Annotated in this window: 13 protein-coding genes; 11 read left to right on the forward strand and 2 right to left on the reverse strand. The window is 65.8% G+C overall.

The window, feature by feature from the left end:
• Positions 1 to 11 precede the first annotated feature (11 nt).
• From AUL38_RS15095 to glmM, 4 genes are all read left to right on the forward strand, one after another.
• Positions 12 to 911, forward strand: a complete 900-nt coding sequence (locus AUL38_RS15095; protein ID WP_059063348.1) for a tRNA pseudouridine(38-40) synthase TruA — start codon at positions 12 to 14, stop codon at positions 909 to 911.
• A gap of 149 nt (positions 912 to 1,060) precedes the next feature.
• Positions 1,061 to 1,507 carry a 50S ribosomal protein L13 gene (gene rplM, locus AUL38_RS15100; RefSeq protein WP_059063389.1) on the forward strand — a complete coding sequence of 149 codons (447 nt, stop codon included), beginning with the start codon at positions 1,061 to 1,063 and terminating at the stop codon, positions 1,505 to 1,507.
• 32 nt (positions 1,508 to 1,539) lie between these two features.
• Positions 1,540 to 2,019, forward strand: coding sequence for a 30S ribosomal protein S9 (gene rpsI / locus AUL38_RS15105; protein WP_059063350.1), 480 nt, complete (start codon positions 1,540 to 1,542; stop codon positions 2,017 to 2,019).
• 17 nt (positions 2,020 to 2,036) lie between these two features.
• Positions 2,037 to 3,386: a phosphoglucosamine mutase gene (gene glmM, locus AUL38_RS15110; RefSeq protein WP_059063353.1), complete on the forward strand. Its 1,350-nt coding sequence runs from the start codon at positions 2,037 to 2,039 to the stop codon at positions 3,384 to 3,386.
• Positions 3,387 to 3,666: 280 nt separating this feature from the next.
• Here glmM and AUL38_RS15115 read toward each other — a convergent pair whose 3' ends face one another.
• A complete protein-coding gene (locus AUL38_RS15115; RefSeq protein WP_059063361.1) occupies positions 3,667 to 4,497 on the reverse strand; it encodes a DUF559 domain-containing protein in 831 nt (276 codons plus the stop codon).
• A gap of 564 nt (positions 4,498 to 5,061) precedes the next feature.
• On the reverse strand, positions 5,062 to 6,105 hold the full coding sequence (coaA, locus tag AUL38_RS15125) for a type I pantothenate kinase (protein ID WP_083506938.1): 1,044 nt from the start codon (positions 6,103 to 6,105) through the stop codon (positions 5,062 to 5,064).
• 31 nt (positions 6,106 to 6,136) lie between these two features.
• Here coaA and glmS point away from each other — a divergent pair, with 31 nt between their 5' ends.
• From glmS to tsaD, 7 genes are all read left to right on the forward strand, one after another.
• The gene (glmS, locus tag AUL38_RS15130; RefSeq protein WP_059063365.1) at positions 6,137 to 7,987 is read left to right on the forward strand and encodes a glutamine--fructose-6-phosphate transaminase (isomerizing); all 1,851 of its coding nucleotides are present in this window, start codon (positions 6,137 to 6,139) and stop codon (positions 7,985 to 7,987) included.
• Positions 7,984 to 8,349, forward strand: coding sequence for a holo-ACP synthase (locus AUL38_RS15135; RefSeq protein ID WP_059063367.1), 366 nt, complete (start codon positions 7,984 to 7,986; stop codon positions 8,347 to 8,349). Before glmS ends, AUL38_RS15135 begins: the two co-directional genes overlap by 4 nt.
• On the forward strand, positions 8,346 to 9,485 hold the full coding sequence (gene alr, locus AUL38_RS15140; protein ID WP_059063369.1) for an alanine racemase: 1,140 nt from the start codon (positions 8,346 to 8,348) through the stop codon (positions 9,483 to 9,485). The genes AUL38_RS15135 and alr overlap by 4 nt, the downstream gene beginning before the upstream one ends.
• Positions 9,482 to 9,988, forward strand: coding sequence for a tRNA (adenosine(37)-N6)-threonylcarbamoyltransferase complex ATPase subunit type 1 TsaE (tsaE, locus tag AUL38_RS15145; RefSeq protein ID WP_059063371.1), 507 nt, complete (start codon positions 9,482 to 9,484; stop codon positions 9,986 to 9,988). Before alr ends, tsaE begins: the two co-directional genes overlap by 4 nt.
• Positions 9,989 to 9,993: 5 nt before the next feature.
• Positions 9,994 to 10,647, forward strand: a complete 654-nt coding sequence (gene tsaB / locus AUL38_RS15150; protein ID WP_201023766.1) for a tRNA (adenosine(37)-N6)-threonylcarbamoyltransferase complex dimerization subunit type 1 TsaB — start codon at positions 9,994 to 9,996, stop codon at positions 10,645 to 10,647.
• Positions 10,644 to 11,096 (forward strand): ribosomal protein S18-alanine N-acetyltransferase, encoded by a 453-nt coding sequence (gene rimI / locus AUL38_RS15155; RefSeq protein ID WP_059063373.1) that lies wholly within the window; start codon positions 10,644 to 10,646, stop codon positions 11,094 to 11,096. Before tsaB ends, rimI begins: the two co-directional genes overlap by 4 nt.
• The coding region (gene tsaD / locus AUL38_RS15160) for a tRNA (adenosine(37)-N6)-threonylcarbamoyltransferase complex transferase subunit TsaD (RefSeq protein ID WP_059063375.1) at positions 11,093 to 12,128 on the forward strand (1,036 nt) is incomplete at its 3' end. The genes rimI and tsaD, both read left to right, overlap by 4 nt.

The raw sequence follows: 12,128 nt of genomic DNA on the forward strand, positions 1-12,128 counted from the left end.
GACTTTACAGCGTGGAAACCACCCGGCTGCGCCTCGACCTCGCCTACGACGGTACCGACTTTTCAGGCTGGGCGACACAACCAGGCTTGCGCACCGTGCAGGGAGAGATCGAACAGGCCATCGCCACGCTCCTCCGGATCGACGCCACCGAGACACGGCTCACGGTTGGAGGCCGGACCGACGCGGGCGTGCACGCGCGCGGCCAGGTCGCCCACGTCGACGTCACCGCCGAGCAGCTCGCGAAGTGGGGCGCCTCGCAGCGTCAGTCGAAGGACATTGCGGATCGCGGAGACGCACCGCACCACGATGCGGCTCGCATCATGACCCGGCGCCTGAACGGCGTGCTGCAGCGCAGTGCGTCAGACATCGCGATCCACCGGGTCGCACCCGCACCCGCCGGCGTCGACGCGAGGTTCTCCGCGCTTCGGCGGCGCTACGAGTACCGGCTCCGCCCGGAAAACGCACGGAGAGATCCGCTGACTGCGCGCTTCACGGCAGACGTGCCCCGCGTACTCAACCTCGCCACTATGCAGCGAGTTTCTGCCGATCTGCTCGGGCTGCAGGACTTCACGACATTCTGCAAGGCGCGCGAGGGGGCGACCGCGGTTCGCGAGTTGCTTGCCTTTGAGTGGCGCGAGACCGAAGACGGTGCATACGCTGCGCGGATCGAAGCCGACGCGTTCTGCCATTCGATGGTGCGGGCGCTCGTCGGCTCCGTTGTTGCGGTCGGCCACGGGCGAATTGGGGAAGATGAGCTGCTCGAACTTCGCGACGCGCGGCAGCGGACGAGCCGGTTCACGGTGATGCCCGCTCACGGTCTGTCACTGGAGGAAATCGGCTACCCGAGCGGCGACGGGCTCGCGGCGCGCGCGGAACAGACGCGCGCACGGCGCGATCCGCTCGATGACTGAGTATTCTGTGCTAAAGTTGACCCTTGGTGTGCAAGCACCCGAATTGTTGAGCCCTCCACCGCACAGGAACTCAGGCAGTGTCACTGCATGAGACCTCGCACGGAGTGGGATTCAAGAACTCCTCCATTTCGACAGAAAGCAGCACGACAGTGACTCGCACTTATTCGCCGAAGGCAGCTGACCAGAAGCACGACTGGATCGTCATCGACGCAGCAGACGTGGTTCTCGGCCGCCTCGCATCGCACGCAGCAGCCCTGCTCCGTGGCAAGCACAAGACCACCTTCGCACCGCACATGGACATGGGCGACTACGTCGTCATCGTCAACGCGGACAAGGTTGTGCTGACCGCCAACAAGGCAGCTCAGAAGAAGGCTTACCGCCACTCGGGTTACCCGGGCGGCCTCCGTTCGGTGACCTACACCGAGCTCCTCTCGAAGAACCCGGAGCGCGCCGTTGAGAAGGCTGTCCGCGGCATGCTTCCGAAGAACTCGCTTGGCGCTGACCTGTTCCGCAAGCTGAAGGTTTACGCGGGTCCGGAGCACCCCCACGCTGCGCAGCAGCCGACCCCTTACACCTTTGGCCAGGTTGCGCAGTAGCGCGCTAGAGACGCAAGAAGAGAGACTTTAACGTGACTGAAGAGCAGACTGTGGACACCGAGAGCTACACCACCGAGACCCCCGCATCGCAGGCGACCGCCGCGGCCCCGCGCCCCGCGCTCACCGTTCCCGGTGCAGCAGTGGGCCGTCGCAAGCAGGCAGTAGCCCGCGTGCGCCTCATCCCCGGCGAAGGCAAGATGACCGTGAACGGTCGCGAGTTCGCCGAGTACTTCCCCAACAAGCTGCACCAGCAGCTCATCACCGATCCGTTCACCGTGCTTGAGCTCGGCGGCGCATACGACCTCATCGCGACCATCGACGGTGGCGGCCCCTCGGGCCAGGCCGGCGCACTTCGCCTCGCTGTCGCACGCGCACTCAACGAGATCGACGCAGAGCACAACCGTGCAACGCTGAAGAAGGCTGGCTTCCTGAGCCGCGACGCTCGCATCAAGGAGCGCAAGAAGGCCGGACTCAAGAAGGCCCGTAAGGCGCCTCAGTACTCGAAGCGCTAAACAGGAACGTATTCCCTATGGGACGCCTGTTTGGCACCGATGGGGTGCGAGGCTTGGCCGGCGTGGATATCACTGCCGACCTCGCCCTCGCCCTCGCGCACGCAGCGGCTCTCGTACTCGGGCGTAATGCCCGAGGCGAGAGCCGTCGCGCTCCCGCGATCGTTGCGCGCGATCCGCGAGTTTCCGGCGAGTTCATCTCGGCTGCTGTGTCAGCCGGGCTCGCCGCTGCCGGCGTCGATGTGCTCGACGCTGGCGTCATCCCCACCCCGGCCGCCGCATACCTGGTCGCCGACACCGGAGCCGATTTCGGTGTCATGGTGTCTGCCTCACACAACCCGGCCGCCGACAACGGGATCAAATTCTTTGCAGAGGGCGGGCGCAAGCTCCCTGATGACGTAGAAGATGCGATCGAGGCCGCCATGAGCGTCCCGCCCATCGCCGTCACCGGGAAAGAGGTCGGACGGATCCGGCGCTTCGCCGATGCGGAAGACCGCTACCTCGTGCACCTGCTTGGCACGCTCGAAGGCACGAGCCTCGCGGGCCTCACCGTCGTGCTCGACTGCGCACACGGCGCAGCCTCGGGTATTTCCCCGGATGCGTTCACTGCCGCCGGCGCGAAGATCATCGTCATTGGCAATGATCCAGACGGCATGAACATCAACGATGGTGTCGGATCGACCTACCTCGGGCCGCTGAAGGCAGCGGTGCTTGAGCACGGCGCTGACCTTGGTATCGCGCACGATGGAGACGCCGACCGCTGCCTGGCCGTTGACAACAACGGCGCTGAGATCGACGGTGACCAGATCATGGCGATCCTCGCGCTCTCAATGGAGAGCCGAGGCAAGCTTGAGAAGAACACGCTCGTCGCGACCGTAATGTCAAACCTCGGCCTCAAGCTCGCGATGTCAGACAACGGCATTGACGTCATCGAGACCGGTGTCGGCGACCGCTACGTCCTCGAAGCGATCAACGAGCACGGTTACTCCCTGGGCGGCGAGCAATCAGGTCACGTCATCATGAGCGAGTTCGCGACGACCGGCGACGGGATCCTCACGGGGCTCCACATCGCCGCCGAGGTCGTGCGCACGGGCAAGCCGTTGTCCGAGCTCACGCAGTGCATGAAGGTGTACCCGCAGGTCCTCGTGAATGTTCGCGGAGTCGATCGTACCCGTGCGAACAGCGACGAGGTCTTGCAGCAGGCTGTTCGCCAGGTCGAGGAGCTGCTCGCTGGCGAAGGCCGCGTGTTGCTTCGGCCCTCCGGCACCGAACCAGTCGTGCGCGTCATGGTTGAGGCCGCTCACGTCGATCAGGCGCAGCAGCTTGCCGATGATCTCGCATCAATTGTGAAGGAACGGCTCGCGGTGTAATCCGCTTCCGCGAAAAGCCCGGCCCCCTAGGGGCCGGGCTTTTGCGTTGCTTCGCGCCTCCACTTCGCGCCAGAAGATCTGCAGAATGCCGAAGATATGTCATTCTTTGGCGCTTCTGGCATATGAATCGCTGATCGCATACGGTGTGGCAGAGTTCAACGGTGCTGCACCGCGAGGCTGTGCACCACTGCTGGCACCGCAAGCGGGTGCAGCACTCCAGGCGCGTGCAGCACCTCCAACCCGCACACCACCAAGCAGCCCTGAGCGCCCCACCGAGCGACTAGCGGAGCGTAGCCCGTTGGTGCAGGCCGAGCGCTATGGCGTGCATGATGGTTGCCTGAGCCTCTGGCCACGAGTCCATCACCTGGGCATAGCTCAGACGGATAACCGTGTACCCGCGCAGCTGGAGCTGGGCGTCGTGGGCAATGTCTTGCGTGCGTTGCCGTCCGGTGTGGTGCCCGCCATCGATCTGCAGCACCAGCCGCTCACCGAAAAGGAAGTCCACGCGGTGCCCGACGATCCAGCTTTGCGCGCTGATAGGGACGCCTAACCACCGCAGCCGCAAACGAACGTATGTTTCTAGTCCGGAGTCGGCGAAAGGATCGGTTGCAGCAAGCACTCGGCGAGCAGTCCCACGGAGCGGCAACTGGGCCAGGGCGGGGCGGTCAATGAGCCCCTTGTTCAGTGCCGAGTCCCATGTGGCGACTGCGTCTTCGAACGGCTCACACTGCGCGACGAGAACGAGGGCATTTTCGAGAGTGTCGGCTAACGCAAACCGCGGACGCGGCAGGACGGGTGCGTGGTAGTGGAGTATAGCTCCCAGTGGACGCAGCTCTGCTCCGGGCCGGGGCACCGCAAAGTGCAGCCGGCTGCTGTCTCGCACCCACAGGCCCAGCCTGGCCGCTTGGGTAATGCATGAGACGGTGAGGCCCTGACGGGCAGCGGTGACGAGCAGCGGGTCGGCATTGGACAACGCCAGCCATCCTTTGCGGACCCGGACGACCCTGCCAGCCTCGATCGCCTTGCGCACCGCCGTTTTGCTGTAGCCATGGTCTAGCAGGACACTGCTTCGGACGACCCCGCTGTGATCGGCCAGTAAACGCTCTAACATGCCTCGAGCTTGCAGGTTAGCGGGCGATAGCGGAGCAGGAACGCGGAATCTGTGGACAGGTCGAATGACGCTGCAGATTGTTCTACGCTGTGGGGTTCGCTGCGCGAAGGGAAAATGGCGCTGGCGCTGGCGCTGGCGCTGGCGCTGGCTCTGCCGATGCCGATGGCGCTGGCGCTGGCGCAGGCGATGGCGATGGCGCTGGCACAGGCAGGGTACTGCTGCAGGCGTGGGCCGGCACAGCTACATACACGCAGGGGGATAGGAACCGGACTGCTGACCGACCGCTGTCACCGAGCGGGTGGCGACTGCGTTGCCGATCGCATGTAATCTCCTCAACGTATGCAGAACTCAGCGGCTTTCTACATACATTGAGAAGATTTGAGATCTTGGGGCGCGCGGGGCGCGCGGGGCGCGCGGGGCGCGCGGGGCACGCGGGGCGCCCGGGGGCAGCGGTAGTGGAGAGCGCAGCGAAGGAAGCGGAGGCGCATTGAGTCCTGGGCCCCATCTAGGCCCTAGGGCGCACCGAGTAGGCTCGGCACGCCCCCACAGAGGAAGCCGGTCCTCTTACAGCTTGCGCAGCAGCACCTTCTCGACGCGGTGGTCGGCGCCCTTCCGCAGCACGAGCGTCGCTCGAGCGCGCGTTGGCCGAATGTTCTCAATGAGGTTCGGTTCGTTGATCGACTTCCAGATGCCGTGAGCGTAGCTGCGGGTCTCAGCGTCGCTGAGCTGCGAGAACTTCCGGAAGAACGAGCTCGGATCCGAGAACGCGCCGTCGCGAAGCCGGAAGAAGCGCTGGGTGAACCACTCTTCGATGTGATCGGTTCGTGCGTCAACGTAGACGGAGAAGTCGAACAGGTCGGACACCGCGAGCGGGTGATCTGCGGTCGGGGGCTGGAGCACGTTCAGGCCCTCGAGGATGAGGATGTCTGGTTGCCGCACCGTGGTGTACTCACCGGGAACGATGTCGTAGATGAGGTGGCTGTAGTGCGGGGCGCGCACCTCGGGCATGCCGGACTTCACCTGTGACACGAACCGCAGGAGCGCGCGCCGGTCGTATGACTCTGGGAAGCCCTTCCGGTGGGCGATGCCGCGGCGTTCGAGCTCGGCGTTCGGGTAGAGGAAGCCGTCTGTGGTGACAAGTGTGACGTTCGGGGTCTCCGGCCAGCGGGCGAGCAGGTCACGGAGAATACGAGCGACGGTGGACTTGCCGACTGCGACAGAACCGGCGACCCCAATGACGAAGGTGCTCTGCTTTTCACCCTCGCGCTTGAGGAAGCTACGCGTCCGCTGGTGCATCTCGCGTGCGGCGATCGCGTACTGATTGATGAGGCGGCTCAGCGGCCGATACACCTCGGAGACCTCTTCGACATCGAGCGAGACCCCCAGTCCGCGGAAGGATTCGACCTCTGGTTCAGTGAGCGGCATCGGAGTCTCCCCGGCAAGGCGGGCCCACTCAGCTCGACCGATCTCCGTGAACGGCGAGGTGAATTCGGGTCGCACGAGCGCTTGCGTCTCAGGCCCGAGGACCGGATTCGGCTGGGTCTCCTCGGCTGCATCATTGCTGGGAGCAAGCTCGGTGACTGCGGCTTCGCTGTATTTATTGCTCATCGCACTCCATCGTGCCACTAAAATCGGGTGTATGTGTGGAATCGTTGGATACGCAGGCCCAAATGACACTGTTGAGGCGCTGCTGAATGGACTTCGTCGACTCGAGTACCGCGGCTATGACTCCGCGGGCGTAGCAGTCATCGACGATACCGGCGGTGTCTCCGTACGGAAAAAATCAGGCAAGCTCGTCAACCTTGAAGATCTTCTCAAGGCGAGCCCGCTCGAGGCTGCGGGAACCGGAATCGGCCACACCCGCTGGGCAACCCACGGTGGGCCGACCGACGTCAACGCGCACCCGCACCTTGGCGACGATGGACGACTGGCGGTCATCCATAACGGGATCGTCGAGAACTTCGCAGAACTCCGCGACGAGGTCACCTCGCGCGGCGCCGAGCTGCTCAGTGAGACCGATACCGAGGTCGTTGCCGTGCTGCTCGGGCTGGAGACCGCATCGGGGAAGGACCTCGAGACTGCGTTCCGCGAGGTCGTGCAGCGGCTGCACGGCACCTTCACGCTGCTTGCGATGCACCAGAGCGAGCCGGGCAAGATTGTGGCCGCTCGCCATCACTCCCCGCTCGTGGTTGGGCTCGGTGAGGGCGAGAACTTCCTCGGCTTTGACGTCGCGGCGTTCGTGTCGTCCACGCGTCGGGCGGTCGTCGTAAACGAGGACAATATCGCGATCATCACGCCTGACAGCGTGCGGATCACGGACTTCACCGGAGCCGAGGTCGACTTCGAGGAGTACGAGGTCGAGTGGGATGCGGGCGCCGCGGACAAGGGCGGCTGGTCGTCGTTCATGGCGAAGGAAATCAACGAGCAGCCGGAGGCTATCGCGAACACGATTCGCGGCCGCATCGTCGACGGCCACGTCGAGATCCCGGAGCTCACCGCGCTCGGCGAGGATCGGCTGAAGGAGATCGACCGGATCATCATCGTTGCCTGCGGCACGGCGTCATACGCGGGCATGGTCGGGTCGTACGCGATCGAGCAGTGGGCGCGCATCCCGGTCGAGGTGCAGCTCAGCCACGAGTTCCGGTACCGCGACCCGGTGCTCACTGACCGCACGATGGTGATCTCGGTCAGCCAGTCGGGCGAGACGATGGATACGCTCATGGCCGTGAAGTACGCGATCGAGCGTGGCGTGACGACCGTGTCGGTCTGCAACACGCAGAGCGCGACGATCCCGCGCGAGTCAGATGCCGCTGTCTACACGCACGCAGGGCCTGAGGTCGCTGTCGCGTCGACGAAGGCGTTTGTCGCGCAGATCACGGCGCTCTACCTGCTCGGCCTGCATCTGGGGCGCGTGCGCGGCACGCTCTCAGCCGAAGACGAGGCAGCCGCGGTCGAACAGTTCGAGACGCTCCCGGAGAAGATGGCTGAGGCCGTCGCGACGCACGAACAGATCGCCCAGCTCGCGCACTGGATGGCGGACACCCGCTCGGTGCTGTTCCTTGGGCGCCACGTCGGGTACCCGGCAGCGCTCGAGGGGGCGCTCAAACTCAAGGAGATCGCGTACATTCACGCGGAGGGCTTTGCCGCTGGCGAGCTGAAGCACGGTCCCATCGCGCTCATCGATCACGGTCAGCCCGTGTTCGTGCTGGTGCCGAGTCCGCGCACCTCACCGCTCATGCATTCGAAGGTTGTGTCGAACATTCAGGAGATCCGCGCGCGCGGCGCACGCGTCATCGCGATCGTGGAGAAGGGCGACACCGCGGTGCTGCCGTTCGCTGACGATGTCGTGCGGATCCCGCTCACGGACGCGCTGTTCGATCCGATCCTGCAGGTCGTTCCGCTGCAGTGGTTCGCGCTCGAGCTGTCGACCGCGAAGGGCCTCGACGTGGATCAGCCGCGCAACCTGGCGAAATCGGTGACGGTCGAGTGATCATCGGCATCGGCGTCGACACTGTCGACATCGTGCGCTTCGAGCGGCAGCTCGAGCGCACGCCAAAGCTTCGCGGACGTCTGTTCAGCGAGGCCGAGGGACAGCTGTCGACGCCGTCGCTCGCGGCCCGGTTTGCCGCGAAGGAGGCGCTCATCAAGGCGCTTGGCGACTCGGGCGATCTCACGTGGTCAGACATGGAGGTGCGACGCAACGCGTTGCGTGCTCCCGAGTTCGTGCCGACGGCCGGTCTGCTCGCGGCGCTTGAGGCGCGCGGTGCGGATCGGATCGACCTGTCGATGACCCACGACATCGGTATTGCGACGGCGTTCGTTATTGTTGAGCGCGGAGGTGCGGCGGCATGAGAACTGGTTCAATGCGGGTGGCAGACATCTCGGTTCGGGCGATTCGGAAGAACGTTGGTCGGATCCGGGAACTCACGGGTGATGCGAAGGTCATCGTCGTGGTGAAAGCCGGTGGCTATGGCCACGGCGCTGAGATCGCTGCGCGAGCGGCTGTCGAGGGTGGCGCATCAATGATCGCGACCGCGGACCTCGAGGAGGCGCTGCAGCTGCGCGAGTGCGGTATCGACGCACCGCTGCTCTGCTGGCTCCATGGGCCGCGCGTCGACTTCGCGCCGGCAATCGAACAGTCGATCGATGTTGGGATCGCGCACCTCAGACAGCTGGAAGCGCTCGCCGAGGCCGCGCGTGTGACCGGTCAGCAGGCCACCCTGCAGTTCAAGATTGATACCGGCCTGAGTCGTAACGGGGCTGCTCGCGACGAGTGGGAGGCCCTCTTCGCGCGCGGTGCAGCACTCGAACGCGAGGGGCTCGTGCGGGTGCGTGGCATCTTCAGTCATCTCGCGAATGCGGGTGAGGAGGCCGACCTCGCGCAGGGCGCCTGCTTCGACGAGGCCCTCGCGCTGCTACGGGCTGCTGGCTCTGACCCAGAGATGATTCACCTCGCCGCGAGCGCCGCGACGTTCTCGCGCCCCGAGCTGTACTACAACACGGTGCGTGTCGGGGTGGCCGCGTTCGGCCTGAGCCCGATCCCCGGCAAGAACTCGGCGCAGCTCGGGCTCATCCCCGCGATGACGCTTCGCTCGGAGGTTGTCGCCCTGCGCGGTGTCCCGGCGGGCACGGGCGTCTCGTACGGGTTCAACCACATCTGCGAGGTCGCAACGACGCTCGCCCTCGTGCCGGTCGGGTATGCCGACGGCATGCCGCGCGCGCTCAACGGTGCTGGCGCATGGGTGACGATCGCGGGGGAGCCATGCCCCATCGTCGGCCGGATCGGCATGGACCAGTTCATCGTCGACGTTGGGCCGGTGGGCGGGCGTATCGACCTGGGCGCGCCGGTCGTGCTGTTCGGCGACCCGGAGCGCGGATATCCGTCGATCGATATCTGGGCGGGGCTCATGCGCACGATCCACTATGAGATCCTTGTCGGCATCGGTCCACGTGTGCTTCGGCGCGCGGTTGATGAGGAGGACGCATGAGTGTCGTGGAACAGTTCACGGCAGGAGACCCCGACGCGATGCACGATTTGGGCATTCGTCTCGGTGCGGTGCTCGCCGCCGGCGATCTCGTGATTCTCACTGGCCCACTTGGCGCGGGCAAGACAACCTTGACGCGCGGGATCGGTGAGGGGCTCGGCGTTCGCGGCCCCGTGCAGAGCCCGACCGTCGTCATCGCGCGCACCCATCCCTCCCTGGTGGGGGCAGCTCCGCTCGTGCACGTCGACGCATACCGGCTTGCCGACGCGAGCGAGGTCGAAGACCTCGACCTTGATTTCGATGGCTCGGTTGTCGTTGCCGAGTGGGGAGCTGGCCTTGTCGATGCCCGCGACTCGTGGCTGGACGTCGTCATCGACCGCCCGCTTGGCGGCGACGACGCTTCCGATGCCGACGATCTCGAAGACTACGCGGAGGCCCCCGTCGAGCCCCGCACACTCACCGTCACCGGGCACGGCCCGCGCTGGCAGAACGGGGTACTCGCGTGACCGCGATGAACGTCCGCACGATTGCGGCGCCGGAGCTCGGGGACCGAGTGATCCTGGCGATCGATACCTCGCTCGGAACGAGCGTCGCTGTCGGCGCTGCCGAGAGCGTGACGGAGGTGTCGAGTGACGACCCGCGCGGTCACGCTGAGGCGATCGGCACCCTCATTGCGCGCGTGTTTGCAGAGCGAGGGATCGATCCCGCGAGCGTCACCCACGTGACCGCCGGGATGGGGCCGGGCCCGTTCACCGGGTTGCGCGTCGGGATTGCGGCAGCGAACGCGTTCGCGCTGGGCCGTGGACTGACCACGCTGCCGCTCGTGAGCCACGACGCTGCGGCGCTCGAACAGCTCGAAGCGGGGGCAACCTCCGGGGTACGAATTGTGCAGGACGCGAAGCGCAGAGAGCTGTTCGTGACCGACTACACGTCACTCGACTGGGCAGGGATTCCGGAGCGCGCTGGCGATCCGCATCTCGCGCCCCGCGACGGCTACGAGAGCGTCACCAACGAGCTCTGGCCTGAGCGTCTGCCTGCGGCGGCGCTCGTGCGGCTCGCCGCACGGCACCTCGCAGCAGGCCGCGACTTCGCTTCCGAGCAGGCACTCTACCTCAGGCTCCCCGACGTGATGCAGCCGCGCGCCCCGAAGCCGGTCACGCCGTGAACATTCGTGACGCGGCACTCGCCGACATTGCGGCCGTCGCAGCTCTCGAAGCCGAGTTGTTTGGCAGCGACGCGTGGAGCGCCGACATCGTGCGGGAGGAGCTCACCGGTGAGCGTCGACGCTACATTGTGCTCGTCGACGAGTCGGACGCGATCCGCGGCTACGCGGGCGTACTCGTCGTCGCCCCGGACGGCGACATTCAGACCATCGCCGTCGATCCCGCGTTGCGAGGCGCCGGCCACGGCCGCGCGCTCATGAATGAGCTTCTCGACGAGGCGGACCGCCGCGGCGCCTCGCAGGTGTTCCTCGAGGTGCGTGCGGACAATCCACCCGCGCGCGGCCTGTACCTCTCGCTCGGCTTTGTCGAGATCGGGGTGCGGCCCGGGTATTACCAGCCGGAGGGCGTCGACGCGATCGTCATGCAGTTGCAGCTAAAGGACCGACAGTGAGTGAAACAGTGAACGCAGCAGAACGCCAGCCGCTTGTGCTCGGCATCGAGACGAGCTGCGATGAGACAGGCATTGGCATCGTCCGTGGCCGGACGCTGCTCGCGAACGCGATCGCGTCGTCGATGGACGAGCATTCCCGCTTCGGCGGCGTGATTCCGGAAATCGCAGCACGCGCCCACCTTGAAGCAATGAACCCGACGATCGAACGAGCGCTCACCGACGCGGGGGTGACGCTCGACGACGTCGACGCGATCGCCGTGACCGGTGGGCCGGGGCTAGCCGGGGCACTCATGGTCGGGGTGTCCGCTGCGAAAGCGCTCGCGGTCTCGCTCGACAAGCCACTGTACGCGGTGAACCATCTGGTGGGACATGTCGGCGCCGATTTGTTACACGGCGACGGCCTACGACCAGCTGTGGGGACGGTCGGCGAGCTCGAGCTGCCGACGGTCGCACTGCTCGTGTCGGGCGGGCACACCTCGCTGCTGCTCGTGCGCGACCTCGTGAGCGATGTGGAGCTGCTCGGCGAAACCATTGACGATGCGGCGGGGGAGGCCTTTGACAAGGTCGCTCGCCTGCTCGGCCTCCCGTACCCGGGTGGGCCGCACATTGACCGGGTCGCGGCTGCGGGTGACCCGCAGGCGATCAGGTTCCCGCGCGGCCTGACGCTGCCGAAAGACATGGCGAAGCACCGGTATGACTTCTCGTTCTCGGGGCTGAAGACCTCGGTGGCGCGCTGGGTGGAGAAACGTGTCGCAGCCGGTGAAGAGGTTCCCGTCGCCGATGTTGCCGCGAGCTTCCGGGAGGCAGTGGTTGACGTGCTGCTCACGAAGGCGCTCGCCGCGTGCGCGGATCTCGGCGTTCCGCGGCTGTTGCTCGGCGGAGGTGTTGTCGCAAACGCCCGGTTGCGTGAGGTTGCTACGGAGCGCGCTGCGGCCGCAGGTGTTGAACTCAGGGTGCCTCCGCTATCCCTGTGCACCGACAACGGTGCGATGATCGCATCGCTCGGTGCACAGCTGCTTGCCGCGGGTCACG

Origin of the sequence: Leucobacter sp. G161, assembly GCF_001482305.1 — a bacterium.
Taxonomy (GTDB): domain Bacteria; phylum Actinomycetota; class Actinomycetes; order Actinomycetales; family Microbacteriaceae; genus Leucobacter.